General features: G+C 68.9%; 19 protein-coding genes. 9 read left to right on the top strand and 10 right to left on the bottom strand.

Features of this window, described 5'->3' with window-relative positions; translation table 11 throughout:
* Positions 1–4 precede the first annotated feature (4 nt).
* Entirely contained in the window at positions 5–1,651 is a 1,647-nt protein-coding gene (locus CGR01S_RS12755) for an acyl-CoA synthetase (RefSeq protein WP_042427743.1), read from the bottom strand.
* Between the two features lie 116 nt (positions 1,652–1,767).
* Here CGR01S_RS12755 and dnaG point away from each other — a divergent pair, with 116 nt between their 5' ends.
* Positions 1,768–3,675: a DNA primase gene (gene dnaG / locus CGR01S_RS12750; RefSeq protein ID WP_042427832.1), complete on the top strand. Its 1,908-nt coding sequence runs from the start codon at positions 1,768–1,770 to the stop codon at positions 3,673–3,675.
* A gap of 277 nt (positions 3,676–3,952) precedes the next feature.
* Positions 3,953–6,313, top strand: coding sequence for an RNA polymerase sigma factor RpoD (gene rpoD, locus CGR01S_RS12745; RefSeq protein WP_042427740.1), 2,361 nt, complete (start codon positions 3,953–3,955; stop codon positions 6,311–6,313).
* A gap of 132 nt (positions 6,314–6,445) precedes the next feature.
* Here rpoD and CGR01S_RS12740 read toward each other — a convergent pair whose 3' ends face one another.
* Positions 6,446–7,663 carry a CaiB/BaiF CoA transferase family protein gene (locus CGR01S_RS12740; protein WP_042427737.1) on the bottom strand — a complete coding sequence of 406 codons (1,218 nt, stop codon included), beginning with the start codon at positions 7,661–7,663 and terminating at the stop codon, positions 6,446–6,448.
* Between the two features lie 137 nt (positions 7,664–7,800).
* Here CGR01S_RS12740 and CGR01S_RS12735 point away from each other — a divergent pair, with 137 nt between their 5' ends.
* Together CGR01S_RS12735 and CGR01S_RS12730 are read left to right on the top strand one after the other, a co-directional pair.
* Positions 7,801–8,106 (top strand): winged helix-turn-helix transcriptional regulator, encoded by a 306-nt coding sequence (locus CGR01S_RS12735; RefSeq protein ID WP_042427733.1) that lies wholly within the window; start codon positions 7,801–7,803, stop codon positions 8,104–8,106.
* A gap of 98 nt (positions 8,107–8,204) precedes the next feature.
* On the top strand, positions 8,205–8,564 hold the full coding sequence (locus CGR01S_RS12730; protein WP_042427730.1) for an FKBP-type peptidyl-prolyl cis-trans isomerase: 360 nt from the start codon (positions 8,205–8,207) through the stop codon (positions 8,562–8,564).
* A gap of 10 nt (positions 8,565–8,574) precedes the next feature.
* Here CGR01S_RS12730 and CGR01S_RS12725 read toward each other — a convergent pair whose 3' ends face one another.
* The 3 genes from CGR01S_RS12725 to ppsA are packed head-to-tail and all read right to left on the bottom strand — an operon-like array spanning position 8,575 to position 13,409.
* Positions 8,575–10,659 (bottom strand): VC_2705 family sodium/solute symporter, encoded by a 2,085-nt coding sequence (locus CGR01S_RS12725; RefSeq protein ID WP_042427828.1) that lies wholly within the window; start codon positions 10,657–10,659, stop codon positions 8,575–8,577.
* Positions 10,652–10,981, bottom strand: a complete 330-nt coding sequence (locus CGR01S_RS12720) for a DUF4212 domain-containing protein (protein WP_042427727.1) — start codon at positions 10,979–10,981, stop codon at positions 10,652–10,654. The genes CGR01S_RS12725 and CGR01S_RS12720 overlap by 8 nt, the downstream gene beginning before the upstream one ends.
* Before the next feature lie 37 nt (positions 10,982–11,018).
* The gene (ppsA, locus tag CGR01S_RS12715; protein ID WP_042427724.1) at positions 11,019–13,409 is read right to left on the bottom strand and encodes a phosphoenolpyruvate synthase; all 2,391 of its coding nucleotides are present in this window, start codon (positions 13,407–13,409) and stop codon (positions 11,019–11,021) included.
* A gap of 196 nt (positions 13,410–13,605) precedes the next feature.
* Between ppsA and ppsR the strand changes: the two genes are divergently transcribed.
* From ppsR to CGR01S_RS12700, 4 genes are all read left to right on the top strand, one after another.
* Positions 13,606–14,427: a posphoenolpyruvate synthetase regulatory kinase/phosphorylase PpsR gene (gene ppsR / locus CGR01S_RS12710; protein ID WP_042427723.1), complete on the top strand. Its 822-nt coding sequence runs from the start codon at positions 13,606–13,608 to the stop codon at positions 14,425–14,427.
* Positions 14,428–14,676: 249 nt separating this feature from the next.
* The gene (locus tag CGR01S_RS16740) at positions 14,677–14,820 is read left to right on the top strand and encodes a hypothetical protein (RefSeq protein ID WP_156967570.1); all 144 of its coding nucleotides are present in this window, start codon (positions 14,677–14,679) and stop codon (positions 14,818–14,820) included.
* A 156-nt stretch (positions 14,821–14,976) separates the two neighbouring features.
* Complete coding sequence (locus CGR01S_RS12705) at positions 14,977–16,491, top strand: Fic family protein (protein ID WP_042427720.1); 1,515 nt, start codon at positions 14,977–14,979, stop codon at positions 16,489–16,491.
* Positions 16,492–16,550: 59 nt separating this feature from the next.
* A complete protein-coding gene (locus CGR01S_RS12700; protein ID WP_042427718.1) occupies positions 16,551–16,760 on the top strand; it encodes a hypothetical protein in 210 nt (69 codons plus the stop codon).
* A 138-nt stretch (positions 16,761–16,898) separates the two neighbouring features.
* Here the strand turns inward: CGR01S_RS12700 and ahpF are convergent, their stop codons facing one another.
* The 3 genes from ahpF to CGR01S_RS12685 all read right to left on the bottom strand — a co-directional run bounded on the left by ahpF (position 16,899) and on the right by CGR01S_RS12685 (position 21,774).
* Positions 16,899–18,467 (bottom strand): alkyl hydroperoxide reductase subunit F, encoded by a 1,569-nt coding sequence (ahpF, locus tag CGR01S_RS12695; RefSeq protein ID WP_042427715.1) that lies wholly within the window; start codon positions 18,465–18,467, stop codon positions 16,899–16,901.
* 110 nt (positions 18,468–18,577) lie between these two features.
* Entirely contained in the window at positions 18,578–19,153 is a 576-nt protein-coding gene (gene ahpC / locus CGR01S_RS12690) for an alkyl hydroperoxide reductase subunit C (protein WP_042427713.1), read from the bottom strand.
* Between the two features lie 101 nt (positions 19,154–19,254).
* Positions 19,255–21,774: a DNA internalization-related competence protein ComEC/Rec2 gene (locus CGR01S_RS12685; RefSeq protein ID WP_084690674.1), complete on the bottom strand. Its 2,520-nt coding sequence runs from the start codon at positions 21,772–21,774 to the stop codon at positions 19,255–19,257.
* A gap of 123 nt (positions 21,775–21,897) precedes the next feature.
* Between CGR01S_RS12685 and CGR01S_RS12680 the strand changes: the two genes are divergently transcribed.
* Positions 21,898–22,356, top strand: a complete 459-nt coding sequence (locus CGR01S_RS12680; RefSeq protein WP_042427710.1) for a RidA family protein — start codon at positions 21,898–21,900, stop codon at positions 22,354–22,356.
* A gap of 40 nt (positions 22,357–22,396) precedes the next feature.
* Here the strand turns inward: CGR01S_RS12680 and CGR01S_RS12675 are convergent, their stop codons facing one another.
* Positions 22,397–23,701, bottom strand: a complete 1,305-nt coding sequence (locus CGR01S_RS12675; RefSeq protein WP_042427708.1) for a DUF3422 family protein — start codon at positions 23,699–23,701, stop codon at positions 22,397–22,399.
* Positions 23,702–23,897: 196 nt separating this feature from the next.
* Entirely contained in the window at positions 23,898–25,697 is a 1,800-nt protein-coding gene (tfpB, locus tag CGR01S_RS12670; protein WP_042427706.1) for a type IV pilus assembly ATPase TfpB, read from the bottom strand.
* Between the last annotated feature and the right edge of the window lie 19 nt (positions 25,698–25,716).

Genomic DNA, 25,716 nt, shown 5'->3' with positions numbered 1-25,716 from the left:
GCATTCAGACGTCGATGGCCGCGGCCGAGCCGGCCTGCTTGCGCAGCTCGAACTTCTGGATCTTGCCGGTGCTGGTCTTGGGCAGTTCGCCAAAGACCACGGCGCGCGGCACCTTGAAGCCGGCCAGGTGCTTCCTGCAGTGCGCCACGATGTCCTCGGGCGTGGTCTGGGCACCGGCCTTGAGCTCGACGAAGGCACAGGGCGTCTCGCCCCACTTGGCGTCGGGCTTGGCGACCACGGCGGCGGCGAGCACGTCGGGGTGGCGGTAGAGCACGTCCTCGACCTCGATGGACGAGATGTTCTCGCCGCCCGAGATGATGATGTCCTTGCTGCGGTCCTTGATCTTGATGTAGCCGTCGGGGTACTGCACCGCCAGGTCGCCGCTGTGGAACCAGCCGCCGCGGAAGGCCTCTTCGGTGGCCTTGGGGTTCTTGAGGTAGCCCTTCATGGCGATGTTGCCCTGGAACATGATCTCGCCCATGGTCTCGCCGTCCCAGGGCACGGGCTGCATCGTCTCGGGGTCGAGCACGCGCGCCGCGCGCTGCAGGTGGTAGCGCACGCCCTGGCGCGCGTTCAGGCGCGCGCGCTCGCCGATGTCGAGCGCGTTCCACGCCTCGTGCTGGGCGCACACGGTGGCCGGGCCGTAGACCTCGGTCAGGCCGTACACATGGGTCAGGTCAAAGCCCATCTTCTCCATGCCCTCGATCATCGAGGCCGGCGGCGCCGCCCCCGCCACCATGGCCTTGACGCCGGCGGGCACGCCCTCCTTCAGCGCGGCCGGGGCGTTGACCAGCAGGCCGTGCACGATGGGCGCGCCGCAGTAGTGCGTGACGCCGTGCTGGCGGATGGCATCGAAGATGGCCTGCGCCTCCACGCGGCGCAGGCACACGTTGACGCCCGCGCGCGCCGCCACCGTCCAGGGAAAGCACCAGCCGTTGCAGTGGAACATGGGCAGCGTCCACAGGTACACGGCGTGCTTGGGCATGTCCCATTCCAGCACGTTGCTGATGGCGTTGGTGTAGGCGCCGCGGTGGTGGTAGACCACGCCCTTGGGGTTGCCCGTGGTGCCTGAGGTGTAGTTGAGCGCGATGGCGTCCCACTCGTCGCCCGGCAGCTCCCAGGCGAACTGCGCATCGCCCTGGGCCAGGAAGTCCTCGTAGGTCTGCGTGCCCAGGCGCTGCGCGGCCGGGCCGTAGACGGCGTCCTCCACGTCGATGAGCAGCAGCGGCGCCTGCGACTGGCGCAGCGCCAGCGCCTTGGCCATGGTGGGCGCGAACTCCGGGTCCACGATCACGGCCTTGGCCTCGCCATGGTCGAGCATGAAGGCGATGGCCTCGGGGTCCAGGCGCGTGTTCAGCGCATTGAGCACGGCACCGGCCATGGGCACGCCGAAATGCGCCTCCACCATGGGTGGGGTGTTGGGCAGCATCACGGCCACGGTGTCGTTCTTGCCTATGCCGGCGCGCTGCAGGGCGCTGGCGAGCCGGCGGCAGCGCGCGTAGGTCTGGGCCCAGGTCTGGCGCAGGCTGCCGTGCACGATGGCCAGGCGCTCGGGGTAGACCTCGGCTGTGCGCTCGATGAACGCCAGCGGCGAGAGCGGCGCATGGTTGGCTTCGGTGCGGGGCAGGTGCTGGTCAAAAATGCTGGTCACGGCGGGCTCCTCGGGCTTTTTCGGGTGCGGGGAAAACAGAACTTTTCATTACAACAGAGACGACTGACGCCAGCCTGAAAACCCGCCCCCGCGCGCCCTTGGGCGAAAATACCCGCGTGTCCATCCCCCAGCCATTCATCCAGGAGCTGCTCGCGCGCACCGACGTCGTCGAGGTCGTCGGGCGCTACGTGCAGCTCAAGAAGGGCGGGGCCAACTACATGGGCCTGTGCCCTTTCCACGGCGAGAAGTCGCCCTCGTTCAGCGTCAGCCCGTCCAAGCAGTTCTACCACTGCTTCGGCTGCGGCCGCAACGGCAACGCCATCGGCTTTCTCATGGAGCACGCGGGCATGGGCTTCATCGAGGCGGTGCAGGATCTGGCGCAGGCCGCGGGCCTGGTGGTGCCGCAGGAGGAGGTTTCGCCGCTGGAGCGCGAGCGCGCCGCCGCCGCGCGCAAAAAGCAGGCCACGCTCAGCGAGGTGCTGGAGACCGCCGCCGCAGCCTACCGCAAGCACCTCAAGGCCGGGCCGCGCGCCATCGCCTACCTGCAGGGGCGCGGCGTATCGGGCGCCGTGGCCAAGCACTACGGCCTGGGCTATGCCCCGGAGGGCTGGCGCAGCCTCGCCAGCGTGTTCCCGGAGTACGACAGCCCCCTGCTGCAGGAGGCCGGGCTGGTGATCGTGAACGAGGACGACGGCAAGCGCTACGACCGCTTTCGCGACCGCATCATGTTCCCCATCCGCAACGTCAAGGGCGAGTGCATAGGCTTTGGCGGGCGCGTGCTGGGCGACGACAAGCCCAAGTACCTCAACTCGCCCGAGACCCCGGTCTTTCACAAGGGCCGCGAGCTCTACGGCCTGTACGAGGCGCGCGCCGCCATCCGCGAGCAGGGCTACGCGCTGGTCACCGAGGGCTACATGGACGTGGTGGCACTGGCCCAGCTCGGCTTTCCCAACGCCGTGGCCACGCTGGGCACGGCCTGCACGCCCGAGCACGTGCACAAGCTGTTCCGCTTCACGGACCAGGTGGTCTTCAGCTTCGACGGCGACGCCGCGGGCCGGCGCGCGGCGCGCAAGGCGCTCGAAGGCGCCCTGCCCTACGCCAGCGACACGCGCGCCATCAAGTTCCTGTTCCTGCCCGCCGAGCACGACCCCGACAGCTTCATCCGCGCCTTCGGCGCCGACGCCTTCGCGCGCCACGTGGGCGACGCGCTGCCGCTCAGCCGCTTCCTCGTGGAGGCCGCCAGCGAAGGCTGCGACCTGGGCACGGGCGAGGGGCGCGCACTCATGGCCAGCCACGCCCGCCCGCTCTGGAGCCTGCTGCCCGACGGCGCACTCAAGCGCCAGTTGCTGGGCGAGCTCGCCGGTCTGACCCAGCTCGACGCGCGCGACCTGCTCGACCTGTGGCAGCGCGCCAATGCCCGCGAGACGCCGCACGCCCCGGGCCCGGCCCCCGCGGCGCCGCGCACAGGCCCGGGCGCACGCGGCGCCGGCGCCGCTCCGGCGGGCGCGCACCGGCCGCCCGGGCGGTCGCGCACGGCCCCCGTGTGGAGCCCGCCGGCCCGCCTGCCGCGCAACCTACCCAGCGCACGCATCGACCACGCGGCGCGCCTGCTGCTGTCGCACATGGACTTCCTGGAGCACCTGGACCATGAGGACCACGCCGTGCTGTGCGCCCAGGAGGCGCCGCACGGGCCGCTGTTCGCCTGGATCGAGGAGCAGTTCCACGCCCACGGCGCCCAGCCCTGGGCCGTGCTGCGCGAGCGCCTGCGCACGCACCCCTGCGAGGCGCTGGCGCTGCACGTGATGACCGGCGCCCACGCCCAGACCGAGGGCGACCTGCCCGAACTGCAGCGCGAGCTGCGCGGCCTGCTCGACCGCATGCTGATCGAGGACATCCAGGCGCGCCAGCGCGCGCTCATCGCGCGCGCGGCGCAGGACCCCCAGGCCCTGGAGCACTACCGCGCCCTGGAGCAAAAACGCAACGCTCTGCTGGGCCGCATCGCAGCGCAGGGCCCCAACCCCTGAAAACCCCTTGAAAAATGCCGCTAACGGTATAATGTAGAGTTTCTCGCGGCAAGAGCGACAGCAGCACCTCCGGACCGGGCCCCCGTGACACCCACGCATATTGCAGGCACTGCAATGGCCCACCCCACCGCAAGGACTGCACACCAAATGATCGCCCACCCATCTTGCCCAGGGGTTTTACCCCCGAACCGCGAAGCCCTGACTTCGCCGTGCCTCCCGCGCCGGGAATAGTGGCGCTTGTGTTCTCTTTGTCTTCTTTTTGAATCTGAGGTCGTCCATGCCCGCTCAAAAGTCCGCGAAGTCGCCCAAGTCCACCACCGGCAGCACGGCTTCCCCTGCAACCGCCAAGAAGGCGCCCGCCCAGGCCGCCGCCCCTAAAAAGGCCCCTGCCAGCGCCGCAGCGCCCGAGAAGAAACGTTCCGTGACCGTGACCAAGCCCGCATCCAAGACCCCCGCCGCCGCCGAAGAAAAGACCAAGGCCCGCGCCAAAGCCGTCGCCGAGACCGAGGTGGCCGACGAAGCCGAAGCCCCCAAGAAGCGCCCCGGCCGCCCTGCCAAGGCCGCAGGCGCCGCCGCCAAGGCCCCCGCCAAGCGCGGCCGCAAGCCTGCCAAGGGCAAGGAAGAGGTCGCTGACGACGCCGACATGTCGGACATCGAGGCCGAGCTCGAAGGCGAGCCCGAGGAAATCCCCGAGGTGGCGGACACGGTCGAGAAGGTCAAGCCCCTGCGCATGAAGATCAGCAAGGCCAAGGAACGCGCCTTGATGAAGGAATTCGGCCTGGACGAGACCGTGCTCTCCGAGGAAGACCTGGCCAAGCGCCGCTCGCGCCTGAAGACCCTGATCAAGCTGGGCAAGACGCGCGGCTACCTCACGCACGGCGAAATCTCCGACCACCTGCCCGACAAGCTGATCGACGCCGAGACGCTGGAGGTCGTGATCTCCATGCTCAACGACATGGGCGTGGCCGTGTACGAGCAGACCCCCGATGCCGAGACCCTGCTGCTGACCAACACCGCGCAGACCGCCGCCACCGAGGAAGAGGCCGAGGAAGCCGCCGAGGCCGCCCTGTCCACCGTGGACTCGGAATTCGGCCGCACCACCGACCCGGTGCGCATGTACATGCGCGAGATGGGCACGGTGGAGCTGCTCACGCGCGAGGGCGAAATCGAGATCGCCAAGCGCATCGAAGGCGGCCTGCAGGCCATGATGGAGGCCATCAGCGCTTCGCCCGCGACCATTGCCGAGATCCTCAACATGGGTGAGGAGATCCGCGAGGGCAAGATCGTCATCTCCACCGTGGTGGACGGCTTCGTGGACGCCGACGAGAACGACGACTACGTGGCCGAGGAAGACTTCGACGAATACGACGAAGCCGACGACGACGACGGCAAGGGCGGCTCCAAGGCCCTGACCAAGAAGCTCGAAGAGCTCAAGAACGAGGCGCTGCGCCGCTTCGACCGCATCCGCGAGATGTTCGAGAAGGTGCACAAGGCCTACGACAAGGAAGGCTACGGCTCGCCCACCTACATGAAGGCGCAGCACGCCCTCTCGGCCGAGCTCATGACCATCCGCTTCACGGCCAAGACCATCGAGAAGCTGTGCGACATGGTGCGCGGCCAGGTGGACGACGTGCGCAAGAAGGAGCGCGAGCTGCGCCGCATCATCGTGGACAAGTGCGGCATGCCGCAGGAGACCTTCATCAAGGAATTCCCGCCCAACCTGCTCAACCTCAAGTGGGTGGAAAAGCAGGCTGCTGCCGGCAAGCCCTGGAGCACCGTCATGGGGCGCAACATTCCGCCCATCCAGGACCTGCAGCAAAAGCTCATGGACCTGCAGGCGCGCGTGGTGGTGCCGCTGGCCGAGCTCAAGGACATCAACAAGCGCATGAACGAGGGCGAGGCCGCCTCGCGCGACGCCAAGAAGGAGATGATCGAGGCCAACCTGCGCCTGGTGATCTCCATCGCCAAGAAGTACACCAACCGCGGCCTGCAGTTCCTGGACCTGATCCAGGAAGGCAACATCGGCCTGATGAAGGCGGTCGATAAATTCGAATACCGCCGCGGCTACAAGTTCTCGACCTACGCCACCTGGTGGATCCGCCAGGCCATCACGCGCTCGATCGCCGACCAGGCGCGCACCATCCGCATCCCGGTGCACATGATCGAGACCATCAACAAGATGAACCGCATCTCGCGCCAGCACCTGCAGGAGTTCGGCTTCGAGCCCGACGCCAGCGTCCTGGCCGAGAAGATGGAGATCCCCGAGGACAAGATCCGCAAGATCATGAAGATCGCCAAGGAGCCGATCTCCATGGAAACGCCCATCGGCGACGACGACGACAGCCACCTGGGCGACTTCATCGAGGACAGCGCCAACACCGCGCCCGTGGACGCCGCCATGCAGGCCGGCCTGCGCGACGTGGTCAAGGACATCCTCGACGGCCTCACGCCGCGCGAGGCCAAGGTGCTGCGCATGCGCTTCGGCATCGAGATGTCCACCGACCACACGCTGGAGGAAGTGGGCAAGCAGTTCGACGTGACGCGCGAACGCATCCGCCAGATCGAGGCCAAGGCGCTGCGCAAGTTGAAGCACCCCAGCCGCAGCGACAAGCTGCGCAGCTTCATCGACTCGCTGTAAGAAGCCCCGCCCCAGGCGCCTGTCCCCGCAAGGAGACAGGCGCCTTTTTCATGGAATGTTCGGCATTTTCGGCCTGCAGCGCTCATCCAGAAAGCGCTACCAGCTATCGCATTCGTAGCAAACGAACACCCCTCAGGCCACCGCCCCGGCCTCCCGCAGCGCCTGCACCTGCGCCGGGCCGTAGCCCAAACCGGCCAGCAGCTCCTGCGTGTGCTCACCGCGCCGCGGCGGGTCCAGGCGCACGCCCAGGCGCTGGCCGTCCATGCGCAGGGGGAACAGCGTGGTGCGCACGGTCTGGCCCGCCAGGTCGCCGTCGGGCAGGGTGATCTCGGCCAGGCCGCCCGTGGCATTGAGGTGCGGGTCGTCGTAGAGCTGCTCGGGCCGCCGGATGGGCGCATAGGGCAGGCCGTTGCGCTCGAACAGGTCGGACAGCTCGGCCGCCGAGCGCGAAGCCAGCCTCTGGCGCAGCTCGGGCAGCAGGGTGGCGCGGGCCCGCACGCGGTCGTTGTTGGTGGCGAGCTGCGGGTCGGCCTGGAGGTCGGCAAAGCCCAGGGCGTCGCAGAAGGTGTTCCACTGCGCATCGCTCACGGCGGCGAGGAAGATCTGCTCGCCGTCCTTCACGCTGAACACGTCGTACAGGCCCCAGGACGAAATGCGCTCGGGCATGGGCGCGGCGGGCTGGCCGGTGATGGCGTACTGCAGCATGTGCTGGCCGACGAGAAAGACGTTGTTCTCGTACAGGGCCGAGTCGATCTCCTGCCCGCGCCCGGTGATGCCGCGCTGCATCAGCGCCGCCATGGCGCCGATGGCGCCGAACATGCCGCCCATGATGTCGTTCACGCTGGAGCCCGCGCGCAGCGGGTCGCCCGGGCGGCCGGTCATGTAGGCCAGGCCGCCCATCATCTGCACCACCTCGTCCAGCGCCGTGCGGTGCTCGTAGGGGCCGGGCAGAAAGCCCGTGTGGTTGACGTAGATGAGGCGCAGGTTCTCCGCACTGAGGGCGGCGTAGTCCAGCCCGTACTTGGCCAGCGCGCCGGGCTTGAAGTTCTGCAGCACCACGTCGGCCGAGAGCGCCAGCTTGCGCGCCGCCGCCTGGCCCTCGGGGTGGCGCAGGTCGATGGCGATGCTTTTCTTGTTGCGGTTGAACAGCGGGAAGAAGCCCGCCCCCGCGCCCAGCAGGTGGCGCGTGCGGTCGCCCTCGATGGGCTCGACCTTGATGACCTCAGCGCCCAGGTCGCCCAGCACCATGCCGCAGGTGGGCCCCATGACCATGTGGGAGAACTCGACCACGCGCAGCCCGGCAAGCGGCAGCGGTCGGTCAGGGGAAGCGGCGTCGGCGGATGTCGTCATGGCGAAACAGTTGTCGGGACTTTTTTAACTCAAAGCAGGTCTGCCGTGCGTTTCGAGCTAGCAAACTTGTAGCAACGGCAATTCCACGCTACTATAGTGCTATCGTTTTTCAGTCACTTTAGCGCAGGAGAACACGCATGAGCTCCAAGGAAAACGCAGCCATCCACCAGCTCTTCGAGAAACTCGAATGCCGTTACGCACTGCGCGTACTTTGGGCGCTGCGCGACGGACATCCGCAAACCTTCCGTCTGCTGCAGGACAGCGTGGGCGGCATCACCCCCAATACGCTGAACACGCGCATCAAGGAGCTGCGCGAGGCCGGCCTCATCGACCACGGCAGCGAAGGCTACGCTGTGACCGCCTCCGGGGCCGACCTGCTCAAGCGCCTCTCGGACGTGCAGGCCTTTGCCAACCGCTGGGCCGCCGGGCGCGCGCGCAAGTAAGCTCCCGCGCCCCGCCCGGGTTTCAGAGTTTTTCGCTTCCAGCGCCCTGTTCATCAGTGCTGGAAGCTATTTTTTTTGATAGCACCAGGAATACCACCATGGCCATGACCACCACCCCCTCGGGCCTGCAGTACGAAGACACCGTGGCCGGCACCGGCGCCGAGGCCGCGCGCGGCATGCAGGTCGCCGTGCACTACACGGGCTGGCTCTACAACGACGGCCAGCAGGGCGCCAAGTTCGACTCCAGCCGCGACCGCAACGACCCCTTCATCTTCGGCCTGGGCATGGGCATGGTCATCCAGGGCTGGGACGAAGGCGTGCAAGGCATGAAGGTGGGTGGCCAGCGCACGCTGATCATTCCCCCCGGCCTGGGTTACGGCGCGCGCGGCGCGGGCGGCGTGATTCCGCCCAACGCCACGCTCAAGTTCGACGTCGAGCTGCTCAACGTGGGGCGCTGAGACAGCGCGCTCACATCTCCAGGCGCACCGGCGGCCGCGGCGGCGCCGGGCGCGTGACCCAGCTCACCAGCACGGCCGCCGCCAGGCCCGCGGGCACGCCGAACACGCCGGCCGAGATGGGCTGGATGGCAAACCAGTGGCCGTCGGCCAGCAGCCAGCCGGGCAGCACGGCGCGCACGCCCGCCACGTGCGAGAGCATGTAGTACATGGTCACGCCCAGGCCGCACAGCATGCCCGCCACGGCGCCCTGGCGCGTGGTGCCGCGCCAGAAGATGCCCAGCACCATGACCGGCACGAAGGCCGAGGCCGCGAGCGAGAACGAGGCCGAGACCAGCGGCAGGATGTCCGAGGCCTTGAGGGCCGCGACGAAGGCCGCCGCCAGGGCCACGGCCAGCAGGGTGAATTTGCTCAGGATCACGCGCTGCTCGGACGAGGTCTTGCGCGGGCGGGACTGGAAGTACAGGTCGCGCACCAGCGCATTGCTGATGGTCAGCAGCAGGCCGTCGGCCGTGGAGAGCGCCGCCGCCAGCCCGCCGGCGGCCACCAGGCCGGAGATGACGTAGGGCAGCCCCCCGAGCTCGGGCGTGGCCAGCATGATGAGGTCGGCGCCCAGGCGGATCTCGCCGAACTGCACCAGGCCGTCGTGGTTGACGTCCTCGATGGACAGCAGCGAGGCATCGACCCGCGCCCACTGCGCGATCCAGTTGGGCAACTGGTCGAAGCGGCTGCCGACCAGGTTGTTCATGACCTCGAACTTCACGAGCACGGCGAGCGCCGGCGCGCTCAGGTACAGCAGCGCGATGAAGAACAGCGACCAGGCCACCGACGCACGCGCCCCGGCCACCGAGGGCGCGGTGTAGTAGCGCGTGAGCAGGTGCGGCATGCCGGCCGTGCCCACCATGAGGCAGAACATCAGCGCAAGGAAGTTGCGCCGCGAGTCGGAATAGGCCTGCTGCTCCTCGGGCGTGCCGTCGGGGTAGCCGGCAAACGCCCGGCTGTGCGGCGGCAGGCCGCCCAGGGGCTGGGCGCGGGCGTAGTTCTCGCGCATCAGGCGCGTCCAGCGCTCGCGCGCCACCTCGGCATCGCGCGGCAGGGCCGCGAGCTCGCGGCTGGCGGCGATGATCAGGCCCACGTCGGCGTTGTGCGAGCGCAGCTTGCGGATGCGGTCCTGGATGGCGCGGCGCTCCTCCTCGAGCGCATGCTCCACGTTCTGCAGGCGCGCCTCGTAGTCGCGCGCACGCTGCAGGTAGACGGCGACGACCTGCTCCTCGGCGGGCGAGGCGAGCAGTTGCACCTCCAGGTCGGCGATCTTGCCGATCTGCTGGCCGTAGACCAGCGGCGCCACGGGGTTGCCGAGCTGCTTGTACGCCAGCCAGGAGACGGGGATGAGAAAGGCCAGCAGCAGCACCACGTACTGCGCCACCTGCGTCCAGGTGATGGCGCGCATGCCGCCCAGGAAGGAGCACAGCAGCACGCCGCCCAGGCCCAGCATGATGCCGATCTCGAACTGCACGCCCGTCAGGCGCGAGGCGATCAGGCCCACGCCGTAGATTTGCGCGACCACGTAGGTGAACGAGGTGAGCACCGCCGCCAGCGCGGCGATGACGCGCGGCCAGCGCCCGCCAAAGCGCACGTGGAAGAAGTCCGGAATGGTGTACAGCCCCATGGCGCGCAGGTGCGGCGCCACGAGGATGGCGACCAGGCAGAAGCCCCCCGTCCAGCCCAGCAGGTAGGCCAGGCCCCCGGCGCTGTCGGTGGTGCCGCCGAAGCCCTGCAGGTACAGCGCGCCCGAGAGGCTGATGAATGAGGCGGCGCTCATCCAGTCGGCGGCGGCGGCCATGCCGTTGTAGACCGGCGGGATGCGCCGGCCGGCGACGTAGTACTCGTCGGCATCGGTGGTGCGGCCGTAGACGCCGATGCCCGCGTACACCATGACCGAGAGGAACAGGAAGATCGGCCCGATCCAGTGGCGCGCCAGCCCCTGCGCCTCGGCCCAGGCCATGAGGGCGAGAAAGCACAGCACCCCGCCCACGTACAGCGCCAGGATGCGGTGCAGCCGCCACTGGTAGCTGCGCGCGTCCTGGTCCTCAGCCATGGCGCCGTGCACCGGACTCCGGGCCCTGCGGGGTTTGCGTCTGGGCGTCGATGCGTTCGAGCCGATTCATGGCCCAGCCGTAGGCCACCACGATGGCGATGAACACCAGCACCCCGCCCTGCGCCGCGATCCAGTAGCCCAGCGGCCAGCCCGCCACCACGATGCTGCCGAGCTCGCGCGCAAAGTACATGGCGACGAAGGACACCAGCATCCACAGCAGCAGCAGCGCCCCCTTGAGCTGCAGGTGGCGCACGTCGTGCAGGTCGGGCGGGAACAGCACGCCCTGCGGGGCTTCGGGTGCAGGTGGGGGCGCGGGCGGCATGCGGGGACCGGAGACGGGTTCTCGCGGGGCGGCGCGCTCAGCCCGCCAGTTGCTGCCAGGTGGCCATCACGCTGTCGGGGTTGAGCGAGATGGACGTGATGCCCTCCCGGGCCAGCCACTGGGCGAAGTCCGGGTGGTCGCTGGGGCCCTGGCCGCAGATGCCGATGTACTTGCCCTGCGCGCGGCAGGCCTGGATGGCCAGGTGGATCAGCGCCTCCACGGCCGGGTCGCGCTCGTCGAAGTCAGCGGCCAGCAGTTCCAGACCCGAGTCGCGGTCCAGGCCCAGGGTGAGCTGGGTCAGGTCGTTGGAGCCGATGGAGAAGCCGTCGAAGAACTCCAGGAAGCGCTCGGCCAGGATGGCGTTGCTCGGGATCTCGCACATCATGATGAGCTTGAGCTCGTTCTCGCCGCGCTGCAGGCCATGCTGCGCCAGCAGCTTGGTCACGCGCTCGGCCTGGCCCAGCGTGCGCACAAAGGGCACCATGACCTGCACGTTGGTCAGGCCCATGTCGTTGCGCACGCGCTTCAAGGCCTCGCACTCCATGGCAAAGGCTTCGCCGAAGTCCGCGCTCACGTAGCGCGCCGCGCCGCGGAAGCCCAGCATGGGGTTCTCTTCCTCGGGCTCGTAGCGGCTGCCGCCGATGAGCTTGCGGTACTCGTTGCTCTTGAAGTCGGACAGGCGCACGATGACCGGCTTGGGCCAGAAGGCCGCAGCGATGGTGGCCACGCCCTCGGCCACCTTGTCGACGTAGAAGGCACGGGGCGAGGCGTGGCCGCGCGCCACGGATTCCACGGCCTTCTTCAGGTCGGCATCGACGGCCGGGTAGTCCAGGATGGCCTTGGGGTGCACGCCGATGTTGTTGTTGATGATGAACTCCAGCCGCGCCAGGCCCACGCCCTCGTTGGGCAACTGAGCGAAGTCGAAGGCGAGCTGCGGGTTGCCCACGTTCATCATGATCTTGGTGGCAATCTTGGGCATGGTGCCGCGCTGCACCTCGGTGACCTCGGTTTCCAGCAGGCCGTCGTAGATCTTGCCGGTGTCGCCCTCGGCGCAGCTCACGGTGACCAGGGTGCCGTCGCTCAGCTTGTCGGTGGCGTTGCCGCAGCCCACCACGGCCGGAATACCCAGTTCGCGCGCGATGATGGCCGCGTGGCAGGTGCGCCCGCCGCGGTTGGTGACGATGGCGCTGGCGCGCTTCATCACCGGCTCCCAGTTGGGGTCGGTCATGTCGGTGACGAGCACGTCGCCGGGCTGCACCTTGTCCATCTCGGAAATGTTGTGCACCAGGCGCACCGGGCCCGTGCCGATCTTCTGGCCGATGGCGCGGCCCTCGGCCAGCACCGTGCCCGTGCCCTTGAGCTTGTAGCGCAGCTCGGCCTGGCCCTGCACCTGGCTCTTCACCGTCTCGGGGCGCGCCTGCAGGATGTAGAGTTGGCCGTCCTCGCCGTCCTTGCCCCATTCGATGTCCATGGGGCGGCCGTAGTGCTGCTCGATGACCAGCGCGTAGTGCGCCAGTTGCGCCACCTCGGCGTCGGTGAGCGAATAGCGGTTGCGCTGCTCGGCCGGCACGTCGATGGTCTTGACCAGCTTGCCCGTGGCCTTCTTCTCGTCGGGCGTGGAGAACACCATCTGGATCAGCTTGCTGCCGAGGTTGCGGCGGATCACCGCCTGCTTGCCCGCCTTGAGCATGGGCTTGTGCACGTAGAACTCGTCGGGGTTCACGGCGCCCTGCACCACCGTCTCGCCCAGGCCGTAGCTGCTGGTGATGAACACCACGTCCTCAAAGCCGCTCTCGGTGTCGATGGTGAACATCACGCCCGCCGCGCCCAGGTCGGAGCGCACCATGCGCTGCACGCCCGCCGACAGGGCCACCACATCGTGCGCAAAGCCCTTGTGCACGCGGTAGCTGATGGCGCGGTCGTTGTAGAGGGAGGCGAACACCTCCTTCATCTTGTGCAGCACCTCGTCGATGCCGTGCACGTTCAAAAAGGTTTCCTGCTGGCCGGCGAAGGAGGCGTCGGGCAGGTCCTCGGCCGTGGCGGACGAGCGCACGGCGAAGCTGGCGTGCGGGGTGCCCGCGCTCAGTTGCGCAAAGGCATCGCGCACGGCCTTTTCCAGGTCTGCGGGGAAGGGCTGGGCCTCGACCCAGCCGCGGATCTCGGCGCCAGCGGCGGCCAGGGCGCGCACGTCTTCGGTGTCGAGCGCGGCCAGGCGCTGGCTGATGCGCTCGTGCAGCCCCTCGTGCTTGAGGAACTCGCGGAAGGCATGCGCCGTGGTGGCAAAGCCCGTGGGCACGCGCACGCCCTGCGGCAGTTGCGAGATCATCTCGCCGAGGCTGGCGTTCTTGCCGCCAACGACCTCGACGTCGCTCATTCTCAGGTTCTCAAACGGTACGACCAGGGCGGTCGCGTCAAAGAGTGCAGACATGGGAAAGCTCCAGAAGTTGAAACCGGGTCTGCGCCCAGGCCCGTGCAGGGCTGCGGGCGGGTGTCCAGGCGTGGCGCACGGCTTTGTCGTTGTATGTGTGGGCCCACGGCACGCCTGGATGGAATTTGGGAATAATGGGCGCCATTGTAGGGCCCCGCTCCGGGCGGCGGCCTGCTGCTTCCCCCAAGGCCCTGGCATGCACTCCCGCACCGTCTTCTTCGTCTCCGATGGCACCGGCATCACCGCCGAGACCTTCGGCAACGCCATCCTGGCGCAATTTGAAATGATGCCCCGGCGCGTGCGCCTGCCCTTCATCGACACGGTGGACAAGGCGCACCAGGCCGTGCGCCAGATCAACCACACGGCCGAACTCGAAGGGCGCAAGTCCATCGTCTTCACCACGCTGGTGAACATGGAAGTGCTCAAGGTGCTGCAGGACGGCTGCAAGGGCATGCTGCTGGACATGTTCGGCACCTTCGTGCACCCGCTGGAGGTGGAGCTGGGCATCAAGTCGCACCACCGCGTGGGGCGCTTCTCCGACATCAGCAAGAGCAAGGAATACCACGACCGCATCGAGGCCATCAATTACAGCCTGGCGCACGACGACGGCCAGAGCCACAGGAACCTCGAGGAGGCGGACGTGATCCTGGTGGGCGTCTCGCGCAGCGGCAAGACGCCCACCAGCCTGTACCTGGCCATGCAGCATGGCCTGAAGGCGGCCAACTACCCGCTGATCCCCGAGGACTTCGAGCGCCGCCAACTGCCGCCCGCGCTGGTGCCCCACAAGAAGAAGATCTTCGGCCTGACCATCAGCCCCGAGCGCCTGTCCGAGATCCGCAGCGAACGCCGCCCCGGCTCCCGCTACGCCAGCCTGGAGAGCTGCCGCCACGAAGTGCAGGAGGCCGAGGCCATGATGCGCCGCTCGGGCATACGCTGGCTGTCGTCCACCACCAAGTCCATCGAGGAAATCGCCACCACCATCCTGCAGGAGGTGCGGCCGGAGCGGTTGAGCTATTGAGGGTGGCGCGCACCAGGCCAGGGCGTTTTTGAATGAAATATGGCACAAAGGCGCATATAGCAAGTGCTAAAAGCTACTTGTTTGATAGCAAACTGGCGACCCTCTGCCCATCGATGTGGCCTCTGGGGACTGCGGACCAGCGCTCACCGATGCCGCCCACGACCACCCACCAGGGCATGCCTTCTGCGCATCTGTGGGCGTGTTGTGGCCCCCTCGAATTCCTGATCGCAGTATTGTTCCCCCCTGCGCATGAGCACCGACCTGCCTGCGGCTGAAAACGGAATTGTTCAGGGCGGACTGTTTACATGTTGCTTACCCCGTGGCGCCTCAAGTCAGCAAGCGGCACCTTTTGCAGCCTTGCTAAAAAAAGGCGTGCGGATGGCCAAGTTCTGAGAAAAATCCCCATTGCCAGAAGATTTTTCTGCCCTCCGGGGGCTTGAATGTGCAGTCCACACGCCCTCCGACTGAGAAAAACATCGAGTGTCTCTTCATTTTTGAAGAAAATTCCCGCACACTGAACTTTTTCCCGCCCCTCACCACCCCACTGACATGAGCACCGCTGTTGGCTACGCCTGGATTCAGGACGCGCTCCAGGCCCCGGACTTTCTGGGCGCCCACAAGGCGCGGCTGGCGGCTGTGCAAAGCCTGCAGCGGCTGCCCGAGGGGGCGCTGCTGGTACCTGCCAAGCTGGCGCCCGGCGCGCGCTGGCTGGACCATGCCCTGTTTGCCATCAAGCACGAAGGGGTGCGGCTGGACTATCTGACGGCGGCGCTGCGCCAGGTCGGCCAGGAAGAGATGGAGGCCGAATTTCTGCGCACGCCCAACGGCGCCTATGTGCGCAAGCTGTGCCTGCTGTGGGAGGCCGCCCACCAGTGCCCGCTGCAGGCGGTGGAGCAGCACCCCGTGGCGGCTGCCTATGTGCCCATGTTCGACCCGGCGGCCTACTTGACCGGCGCCTCGCGGCGCAATGCGCGCTGGCGCGTGGATTTCAACGGGCTGGGCGACCTGGCCTTTTGCCCGGTGGTGCGCAAGACCGATGCGGTGCTGCAGGGCTTGCAGCACGATGTGCTGGCCCATGCCAAGGCGTTCGCGGCCTCCATCGGCCCGCAGATGCTGGAGCGCGCCCTGTCCTGGGCGTATCTGAGCGAGACCGAGGGCTCGTTCGCCATCGAGGGCGAGACGCCCAGCGAGGACAAGGCCAGCCGGTTTGCCGCGCTGCTCAAGCGGGCGCACGACCCACGCCCCTTGACCGAGGACTATCTGATCGAGTTGCAGAACGCCACCGTCAGCAACCCGTTCGACAAGGCGATGCAGTTCCGCACCGAGCAAAACCGCCTGCAGGGCAATGCCCTGGGCGCGGCGGGTGTGACCTATGTGCCGCCCCCGCCCGAGCTGTGCGCCGAGCTGATGGAGCAACTGATGGCGCTGTCGAACCAGCGCCCCGCGGGGCTGGACCCACTGGTGCATGCCGGCGTGGTGTCGTTCGCCTTTGTCTTTCTGCACCCGTTCATGGATGGCAACGGGCGCCTGTCGCGCTTTCTGATTCACCACTGCCTGGGGCAGTCGGGTGGTCTGCCTGCGGGCTTTTTGCTGCCCGTGTCGGTGGCCATGAAAAAACACGAAGAGCAATACTGGCAGGCGCTGACGGCTTTCAGCAGGCCCGCCCGGGAGCTGTGCCAGGTGCTGTGGTCGGGCGATGACCAGTACAGCTATGCATGGCAGAGCGGCGAGGATGTGTGGTTTCGCTACATGGATGTGACCGAGGGCGTGGCCTTCATACTGGCCATGGCCCAGGCGTCATTGGAGACCCACCTCCGGCAGGAGGTGGGTTTTCTGGGGCTGTTTGACGACGTCGCCCGTTACATCAACGACCGCTACGACCTGCGCAGCACCGACTTGGCCACGCTGATCGTCACCAGCCACCAGAACGGCGGCAAACTATCGAACAACCGGCGCAAGCGCTTTGCGGATCGCGTGCAGGAGCATGTGCTCGATGCTATTGAGGCAGCGGTAGCCCAGCGTATGCAGGGCCAGTCGCTTAGCAGCACAGAAGACCAAGACTAAACACCGAGGGAAGAGCTTTGCCGTGATTGCCGACGAAGCGCACAGCAGCCAGCCCCTGCTTGACGGCCACGCCAAGGCCATGGTGGTGGGCAGCCGCCCTGACCGACGCCATCATCGACGCCTTTGATGCCTACACCACCATGAGCAAACAGGCGCTGAACAGCGAGCGCGTGCGTGCAGGGTTCAAGGCCATCTTGCTGGGGCCGGCGCAGTGGTATGAGGCGTTGCGGGAGCGGGGCTCTGCAGCGCCGCAGAGCAGCCCGCGTTGAAAACCCCAGCGGGTGGAGATGGCCCGCGACGGCCTGCAAAACGCAAGCGGCGGGGCTGTGGGGACAGCACCGCCGCTTTCATTTTGATAGCTTCGCGCGCTTACTCCACAAGCGCCAGAGCCCGATTTGGCTTGAAACTCAAGCCGGCGCCGACGTACGGATCAGGTGATCGAACGCGCTCAGCGCGGCCGTGGCGCCCGCGCCGGCGGCGATGATGATCTGCTTGTACGGCACCGTGGTGCAGTCGCCCGCGGCAAACACGCCGGGCACGCTGGTCTGACCCTTGGCGTCGATCACGATCTCGCCGAAGCGGGAGAGCTCCACCGTGCCCTTGAGCCAGTCGGTGTTGGGCAGCAGGCCGATCTGCACGAAGATGCCTTCGAGCTCCACGCGCTTTTCCTCGCCGGTGGTGCGGTCCTTGTAGGCCAAGGCGTTGACCTTGCTGCCGTCGCCCAGCACTTCGGTGGTCTGGGCGTTGAGCACCACGTCCACGTTGGGCAGGCTGGCGAGCTTTTTCTGCAGCACGGCGTCGGCCTTGAGCTGGGGCATGAACTCGAACACGGTGACATGCGCCACCACGCCGGCCAGGTCGATGGCGGCCTCGATGCCGGAGTTGCCGCCGCCGATCACGGCCACGCGCTTGCCCTTGTACAGCGGGCCGTCGCAGTGCGGGCAGTAGGCCACGCCCTTGGTGCGGTACTGGTCCTCGCCGGGCACGTTCATGTTGCGCCAGCGCGCGCCGGTGCTGAGAATGACGCTGCGGGCCTTGAGCACGGCGCCGTTGTCCATCTCCACCTCGATCAGGCCGCCCGGCGCAGCGGCGGGCTTGAGGGCCTTGGCGCGCTGCAGGTTCATCACGTCCACCTCGTACGCGCGCACGTGGCGCTCCAGGGCGGCGGAGAACTGCGGGCCTTCGGTGTGCGGGATGGAGATGTAGTTCTCGATGTCCAGGGTGTCGTTCACCTGGCCGCCGAAGCGCTCGGCGGCGACGCCGGTGCGTATACCCTTGCGCGCGGCGTACACCGCCGCGGCCGCGCCGGCGGGGCCGCCGCCGACGATGAGCACGTCAAACGCTTCCTTGGCCGAGAGCTTGGCGGCTTCGCGCGCGGCGGCGCCGGTATCGAGCTTGGCGACGATCTCGGCCAGCTCCATGCGGCCTGCGCCGAACACCTCACCGTTGAGGTAGACCATGGGCACGGCCATGATTTCGCGCTCGGTCACTTCCTGCTGGAAGGCGCCGCCTTCGATCACGGTGGTCTTGACCTGGGGGTTGAGCACGGCCATGAGCGAGAGCGCCTGCACCACGTCGGGGCAGTTGTGGCAGCTCAGGCTCATGTAGACCTCGAAGTGGAAGTCGCCGCGCAGCGCGCGCACCTGCTCGATCAGGTCCTGCTCCACCTTGGGCGGGTGGCCGCCCGTCCACAGCAGGGCCAGCACCAGCGAGGTGAATTCATGGCCCAGCGGCAGGCCGGCAAAGCGCAGGTGCTGCTGGCCGTCCGGGCGCTGCAGGGCGAACGAGGGGCGGCGCGCGTCCTGGCCGTCAAAGCGGGCGCTGATCTTGTCGCTGCGCAGGCTCTGGATGGTGGTGAGCAGCTCGCGCATCTGCGCCGCGGTGTCGCTGTCGTCCAGCGAGGCCACCAGCTCGAACGGTTGCTGCACGCGCTCCAGGTAAGCGGCGAGTTGGGATTTCAGTTGGTCGTCGAGCATGGGCTTCTCTCCTAAACAAAACAGCAAGATACGGGCGTGAAAAAGCCGGACGGCAGGGCGGCTGGGCCCTGCGTCTGTCCGGCTCTGGAGTGGGGGCGGGGAGCCGAGACTTAGATCTTGCCCACCAGGTCCAGCGACGGCGTCAGGGTCTTGGCGCCTTCCTTCCACTTGGCGGGGCACACCTGGTCAGGATGCGCTGCCGTGAACTGGGCGGCCTTGAGCTTGCGCAAGGTTTCCGACACGTCGCGGGCGATCTCGTTGGAGTGCACTTCCATGGTCTTGATCACGCCATCGGGGTTGATCACAAAGGTGCCGCGCAGCGCCAGGCCTTCTTCGGGGATGTGCACGCCGAAGGCGTTGGTGAGCTGGTGCGTGGGATCGCCGACCAGGGGGAACTTGGCCTTGCCCACGGCGTCGGAGGTCTCGTGCCACACCTTGTGCGAGAAATGCGTGTCGGTGGTCACGATGTAGACCTCGGCACCGGCCTTCTGGAACTCGGCGTAGTGCTCGGCAGCGTCCTCGATCTCGGTGGGGCAGTTGAAGGTGAAGGCGGCCGGCATGAAGATCAGCACGGACCACTTGCCCTTGAGGCTGGCTTCCGTCACTTCAATGAACTCTCCCTTGCCGCCGCGGTTGACGAAAGCGGTGGTCTTGAAGGGTTGCACTTGCGTATTGATCAGGGACATGGTGGTTACCTCAGGTGGGTGGAATTGAACACAGGGGCAAGTCTAGGCCGTATCGTCCAATCAATCCAATTAATTGAATGAATGTTGTGAATTGCGTATGGCTATTCTTCGCCTTCTGACGGGCCGGCGTCGGGGGCATAAGAGCCCGCATGCTGCCAGTAGCGCACGCGCTCCTGGCGCTCGCAGCGCAGCCCTGCGCCAGGTGCGGAGCTCCACCGCGCCGCGCCGCAGCGGGCCGTCTCCACCACCTGCACGCCACGCACCTGCAGGCGTTCACGCACCTGCGGCGCGGGGTGGCCGTAGCGGTTGCGGTAGCCCGCCTGCACCAGGGCGGTGCGCGGCTGCACGGCGTCGAGGAAGGCCGGGCTGGACGAGCTCCTGCTGCCATGGTGCGGCAGCAGCAGCACATCGGCCTGCAGGGGCGCGGCCTGGGCCAGGAGCTGCGCCTCCTGCGCCGCCTCGATGTCGCCCGTGAGCAGCGCCGCCGCGCCCGAGGGCGCCTGCACGCGCAGCACGCAACTGTGCGCATTGCTCTGCCCGCCCTGCCCCGGCGCCGCGCCGGACGGCGGGTGCAGCACGGCAAAGCGCACGCCGTCCCACTCCCAGGCCTGGCCGGCCGCGCAGGGCGCATGGGGGCGCAGCGCCTGCAGCGCCGCATCGCCCGCGATGGAGCCCACGAGCCGCGCCTGCGGCTGCTGCGCGAGCACGGCGGCTGCGCCGCCGGTGTGGTCGCTGTCGCGGTGGCTGAGCATGAGCAGGTCCAGCCGCTCGCCATGCGCGCGCAGCAGCGGCACGAGCACGCGCGCCCCCGCGTCGGCCTGCAGGCCGTAGCGCGGGCCGGCGTCGAACAGCAGGGCGTGCGTGGCCGTGCGCACCCACACGGCCGAGCCCTGCCCCACGTCGGCCGCCAGCAGCTCGAACTGCCCGGGCGCCGGGCGCGGGTACTGCCACAGCAGCACGGGCAGCACCAGCGGCAGGCCCAGCCCGCGCCAGGCCCAGGGCAGGCGCAGCACCAGCCACAGGCCGCCGAGCACGGCCGCCACCCCCACGCCCCAGGGGGCCACCGGCAGCCACAGCGAGGCCCAGGGCCAGGCGGCCAGCCACTGCAGCACCGCGACCAGCACCTGCGCCGCCGCCAGCGCCGCGTGCCACAGGGGCGCCCACAGCACCCCGCCCAGGGCCAGCGGCGTGAGCACCAGCGTGACCCAGGGGATGGCCAGCAGATTGGCCGCCAGGCCCACGAGCGAGAGCTGCCCGAAGAACAGCACGCCCAGCGGGGTGAGCGCCAGCGTGACCACGCCCTGCTCGCGCAGCAAGGCCTTTAAAAAGCCACCAACGCCCGTGGATGCTGCGCCACCAGCTACCAAACTGCTAGCAAACAAGGCCGCCACGGCGACGAAGCTGAGCCAGAACCCGGGCTGCAACAGGGCCCAGGGGTCGGCCAGCACCGCCACCGCGCCCGCCAGCAGCCAGACCTGCGGCCAGGGCCAGCGCCGCCCTGTGAGGCGCAGCAGCACGACGGTGGCGAGCATGGTCACCGTGCGCTGCGCGGGCACGCCCCAGCCGCTGAACAGCGCATAGCCCGCGGCCAGCAGCACACCGCCCGCCAAGGCCACCGAGGGCGCGGGCCAGGCCAGGCACAGGCGCGCCGAGCGCCGCCACAGGCGGCCCACGCAGGCCGAGGCCAGCCAGGCGAACATGGTGATGTGCAGGCCCGAGATGCTCATGAGGTGCGACACCCCGGTGGTGCGGAACACATCCCAGTCGGCGCGCTCGATGGCGCGCTGGTCGCCCGTCACCAGCGCGGCGACCACGCCCGCCAGGCGCTGGCGCTGCGCGTCGCCCGCGTCCGGCGCCAGGGTGTCGAAGACGGCATCGCGCACCCGCTGGCGCAGGCGCTCCACGGGGTGCCAGGCCGTCTGCGCCAGGCGCTGGGGCGCGTCGCCGGGCGCGCGCGCGCGCACCGTGCCGGTGGCGCCCACGCCCTGCTCCCACAGCCACAGCTCGTAGTCAAAGCCCTGCGGGTTGCGCGCGCCGTGCGGCGCCTTCAGGCGCACCATCAGCGCCCAACGCTCGCCCGCCCGCGGCAGGCCCGCGTAGCGGCTGTACGGCGCGTCCGCGGCTTCCGGCGCCGCCGGGCCGTCGTACCAGCCCAGGTCGATGTGCTCGGGCAGGCGCACCGGCTGGCCCGCCAGCAAGGCCGACTCGACCGCCACGCGCAGGCGCACACCAGCCTCCAGCGGCTGGGGCATGGCGGCCACGGTGGCGACGATGCGCAGGTCGCGCCCCTCCAGCGCCGGGTCCAGCACCTGGGCCTGGCGCTGCAGGGCGCGCAGCCCCGTGGCCGAGAACACCAGCAGCGCCGCCGCCAGGGCCACCCCCGCGGGCCAGACGGCCCGGCCCCGGCGCCCGCGCCGCCAGGCATGCCACCCGGCCAGCAGCGCCAGCAGGCCCAGCGCCGCGTAGGCGGCGCCGCTCCACAGGCGCGGCTGCTGCACCTGCAGCGCAGCACCCAGCAGGGCGCCGGCACACCACCAGCCGCCCAGCCAGGCACGCGGCGCAGCCGCTGGCGCGCAAGCGGCCGGCGCGGCCGCGCCCGGTGTGCCCGTGGGGTGTTCCATGCGCGCATGCTAATGCGCCATGAAACCGCAGCCCCGGCCCCTGGCCCCGGGGCCCAGGCTGTGTACCATGCCGGCTCCGGCGGCCCGCGCGCCGCGCCCTCTCCACTTCCTTCGAGGTATCCCATGAGCGTTTACGACAAGCTTGCCGCCCTGAACATCACGCTGCCCCCGGTCAGCGTGCCCGCCGCCGCCTACGTGCCCTATGTGCAGACGGGCAACCTGGTCTTCCTGAGCGGCCACATCGCGCGCAAGGACGGCAAGCCCTGGGTGGCGCAGTTCGGCAAGAACATCAGCACCGAGGAAGGCCAGCAGGCGGCGCGCGCCGTGGCCATCGACCTGCTGGGCACGCTGCAGGCGGCCTGCGGCGGCGACCTCAACCGCGTCAAGCGCATCGTCAAGGTGATGAGCCTGGTCAACTCCACGGGCGACTACACCGAGCAGCACCTGGTGACCAACGGCGCGAGCGAGCTGCTCGGCGCGGTGTTCGGCGACGCGGGCAAGCACGCGCGCAGCGCCTTCGGCGTGGCCCAGATCCCGCTGGGCGCCTGCGTGGAGATCGAGCTGATCGCCGAGCTCGCCTGACGCGCCCGCCCCCCCGCGGCCCAGGGGCTGCGGGGCCGGCTCAGTGCCGGAACATGCGCTGGTGCAGACGGCGCAGGGACCACCACACGGCCAGCGCCACCGCCGGGATGGCGATGGCCGCCGAACTCTCGGCCGACAGCGGCCAGCCCAGTTGCTGCGCGCCCTTGGCCAGGTAGCTCACCAGGCCCACGATGTAGTAGGTGATGGCCGCCACCGACAGCCCCTCCACCGTGGACTGCAGCTTGAGCTGCAGGTCCTGGCGCTGGTTCATGCTCGCCAGCAGCGCCTGGCTGCTTTGCTGCTGCTCGATGTCCACGCGCGTGCGCAGCAACTGGCTGATGCGCGAGACGCGGCGCGAGAGCGCCTCCTGGCGCCGCGCGGCCCACTCGCAGGTGCCGCGCGCGGGCGTGAGGCGCCGGTCCATGAACTCGCGGATAGTCTGCAGGCCCGCCAGGCGCGATTCGCCGATCTCGGCGATGCGCCGGTCCACCAGCTCGAAGTAGGCCGTGCTCGCGGAAAAGCGCGAGTGCGTGGCGGCGTACTGGCTCTCCACCTGCCCGGCCAGACGCGTGAGGCGGTCGAGCAGGGCCGGCTCGTCGTGTCGGTTGGCCGAGCGGATGGCGTCGGCCAGCTCGGCCAGGCCGCGCTCGGCGCCGGCGAGCACGCGCGTGGCTTCGCGCGCGGCCGGCAGGCCCAGCAGCGCGGCCATGCGGTAGGTCTCGATCTCCTGCAGGCGCTGCACCAGGCGGCCGAGGCGGCGCGGCGTCATGCTGCCCGCGAGCAGCACCATGCGCGAGTAGCCGTCGGGGTGCACGGCAAAGTCGGTATAGACCTCGCCATGGCCGTCGGCCACGGTGGAGGCGACGAGCGCGTCCTCGTTGAGCACGTGGCGCACCAGCGAGCCCGAGCCGAACTCGCGCGTGGGCAGCACCCACAGGTTGAGCCCGCACAGGCACTGGCCCGGCAGCGCGGCCAGCCAGTCGTGCGGCACGCTGGCGGCCGCGCCCACGGGCTCGCTCTGGCCGAAGCCCTCGGTGTGCAGGGGCACGGTGAAGGTCCAGGCGACGAATTCGGTGTGCACCTCCCAGCGGATGCGCACGGGCCCCAGGTCCACGCGCAGGTGGGTGGTGTCCGCGTCCGGCGGCGGGCGGTGGTGGTTGCGCAGCAGCAGCGCCAGGTGCGCACGGCTGGCCTCGCGCGCGGCGGCGTCGGCCCACATCACGATGTGGGTGCTCGCCACGGGCGCGGCAATGGCCTCGGGCGGGCGGGCATGCACTTCGTTGTGCAGGAGCTCGCGCAGCGGGTGCGGCGCCGGCAGGGGCTGCAGGGGGGCGACGTGGTTCATCGAGGGCGGAGGGTCGGGGGGCGGGGCGGCGCCGTCAGAAGGTGTGAATGAATCCGGCGTGCCCGAGCAGGCCGTCACAACGCGGCCGATCAAGGCGCAAAGCGCAGCCATAGCGCGGGCTATGGCGCGCATTTGCAACGCCGAGCGAGTGTGTGGTGGCGGGATGAGCGGGCATGGTGGGTTCGTTCACACCTTCTCAGTGCGCGGCGGGGGTGGGCGTGGCGGCAATCACTTCGTCCAGCGTGGTCATGCCCTGGGCGGCGCGCAAGGCACCGGCCATGCGCAGCGGGCGCATGCCGTCGTGCACGGCCTGGCGGCGCAGCGCGTCGATGGAGGGCTCGGCCGTGATGCCCTGCTTGAGCGTCTCGGTCACCGTGAGCAGCTCGTACAGGCCGGAGCGGCCGCGGTAGCCCGTCATGCGGCATTCGATGCAGCCCACGGGCTTGTAGGGGCGCACGCTGCCGCTGAACTTCCAGGGCTTGACGGCTTCGGCAAAGGTCTCGGCGGTGGCCTCGGTGTCGGGCTGGCGGCACTCCTTGCACAGCTTGCGCACCAGGCGCTGGGCCAGCACGCCCAGCAGCGTGGCGCTGATGAGGTAGGCCGGCACGCCCAGCTCCAGCAGGCGCGTGATGGCGCTGGGCGCGTCGTTGGTGTGCAGGGTGGAGAACACCAGGTGGCCGGTGAGCGCGGCCTGCACGGCCATCTCGGCCGTCTCCAGGTCGCGGATCTCGCCGACCATGATGATGTCCGGGTCCTGGCGCATGAGGGCGCGCACGCCCTCGGCGAAGCTGAAGTCAAGCTGCGGCTGCACCTGCGTCTGGTTGAAGCTGGGCTCGATCATCTCGATCGGGTCCTCCACGGTGCTGACGTTCACCTCTTCGGTGGCCACGCGCTTGAGCGTGGAGTACAGCGTGGTGGTCTTGCCCGAGCCCGTGGGCCCGGTCACGAGGATGATGCCGTGCGGGCGCTTGATGAGCTCCTCCCAGCGGCGCGCGTCGTGCGTGCCAAAGCCCAGCGCGTCGAGGTTCTTGACGGCGGTGTCGGGGTCGAAGATGCGCATCACCATCTTCTCGCCAAAGGCCGTGGGCAGCGTGGCCAGGCGCATCTCGACCTCGTCGCCGCGCTGGTTGCGCGTCTTGATGCGGCCGTCCTGCGGGCGGCGCTTTTCCACCACGTCCATGCGCCCGAGCAGCTTGACGCGCGCCACCATGGCGGCCATCACGCCCAGGGGCATCTGGTAGACGGGGTGCAGCACGCCGTCGATGCGAAAGCGGATCACGCCCTGCTCGCGCCGCGGTTCAAGGTGGATGTCGCTGGCGCGCTGGTCAAAGGCGTACTGCCAGAGCCAATCCACCACGCGGATCACGCCCTGGTCGTTGGCGTCGAGCTGCTTGTTGCTCTTGCCCAGCTCGACGAGCTGCTCGAAGCTGTTGTTGGCCATGGTGCCGCCGGCCTTTTGCGCGGCGCGCACGGATTTGGCCAGCGCGAAGAATTCGGCCGTGTAGCGGTGGATGTCCAGCGGGTTGGCGATGACGCGGCGCACCGGGCGCTTGGCCTGGCGCTCGACCTCGGCCACCCAGTCGGTGATGAAGGGCTCGGCCGTGGCCACCACCACCTCCTTGGCCGTGACCTGCACGGGCAGCACCTTGTGGCGCTCGGCGTAGCTGGCGCTCATGGCGTCGGCCACCTTGCCCACATCGACCTTGAGCGGATCGATGCGCAGGTACTCCATGCCGCAGCGCTGGGCGAGGTATTCCGTGAGCATGTCGATGTCCAGCGGCTTGCCGTCGCGCGCGCGCTCCATGGCCACGTTGGCCAGGCGCACCAGCGGGTGCTGGTGGCTCTCGGCCTGCGAGCAGCGTGCGATGGTGCGCTGGGCCTCCTCGGCGCTGATGACGCCGTCGTGGCTCAGCCAATCGACGATGCGCCGCCAGGCCAGCGGCCCCGCAGGGGTGTGGGCCGGCGCGGGCTGGGAGGAGGTCGCGGCAGAGGTCATGGTGGGAATTCCGTCAGGA

It is taken from the genome of Comamonas granuli NBRC 101663, from assembly GCF_000739995.1.
GTDB classification, from domain to species: Bacteria; Pseudomonadota; Gammaproteobacteria; order Burkholderiales; family Burkholderiaceae_C; genus Simplicispira; species Simplicispira granuli.
This window is presented reverse-complemented; position numbering and strand designations above follow the sequence as displayed.

Bases quoted from the DNA above. Each gene is read 5' to 3' on its own strand.
- ahpF (WP_042427715.1), bottom strand. From the start codon at position 18,467: ATGCTCGACGACCAACTGAAATCCCAACTCGCCGCTTACCTGGAGCGC.
- rpoD (WP_042427740.1), top strand. From the start codon at position 3,953: ATGCCCGCTCAAAAGTCCGCGAAGTCGCCCAAGTCCACCACCGGCAGC.
- CGR01S_RS12735 (WP_042427733.1), top strand. From the start codon at position 7,801: ATGAGCTCCAAGGAAAACGCAGCCATCCACCAGCTCTTCGAGAAACTC.
- CGR01S_RS12705 (WP_042427720.1), top strand. From the start codon at position 14,977: ATGAGCACCGCTGTTGGCTACGCCTGGATTCAGGACGCGCTCCAGGCC.
- CGR01S_RS12680 (WP_042427710.1), top strand. From the start codon at position 21,898: ATGAGCGTTTACGACAAGCTTGCCGCCCTGAACATCACGCTGCCCCCG.
- CGR01S_RS12675 (WP_042427708.1), bottom strand. From the start codon at position 23,701: ATGAACCACGTCGCCCCCCTGCAGCCCCTGCCGGCGCCGCACCCGCTG.
- CGR01S_RS12730 (WP_042427730.1), top strand. From the start codon at position 8,205: ATGGCCATGACCACCACCCCCTCGGGCCTGCAGTACGAAGACACCGTG.
- ppsR (WP_042427723.1), top strand. From the start codon at position 13,606: ATGCACTCCCGCACCGTCTTCTTCGTCTCCGATGGCACCGGCATCACC.
- CGR01S_RS16740 (WP_156967570.1), top strand. From the start codon at position 14,677: ATGAGCACCGACCTGCCTGCGGCTGAAAACGGAATTGTTCAGGGCGGA.
- ahpC (WP_042427713.1), bottom strand. From the start codon at position 19,153: ATGTCCCTGATCAATACGCAAGTGCAACCCTTCAAGACCACCGCTTTC.
- tfpB (WP_042427706.1), bottom strand. From the start codon at position 25,697: ATGACCTCTGCCGCGACCTCCTCCCAGCCCGCGCCGGCCCACACCCCT.
- CGR01S_RS12720 (WP_042427727.1), bottom strand. From the start codon at position 10,981: ATGCCGCCCGCGCCCCCACCTGCACCCGAAGCCCCGCAGGGCGTGCTG.
- CGR01S_RS12740 (WP_042427737.1), bottom strand. From the start codon at position 7,663: ATGACGACATCCGCCGACGCCGCTTCCCCTGACCGACCGCTGCCGCTT.
- CGR01S_RS12725 (WP_042427828.1), bottom strand. From the start codon at position 10,659: ATGGCTGAGGACCAGGACGCGCGCAGCTACCAGTGGCGGCTGCACCGC.
- CGR01S_RS12685 (WP_084690674.1), bottom strand. From the start codon at position 21,774: ATGGAACACCCCACGGGCACACCGGGCGCGGCCGCGCCGGCCGCTTGC.
- ppsA (WP_042427724.1), bottom strand. From the start codon at position 13,409: ATGTCTGCACTCTTTGACGCGACCGCCCTGGTCGTACCGTTTGAGAAC.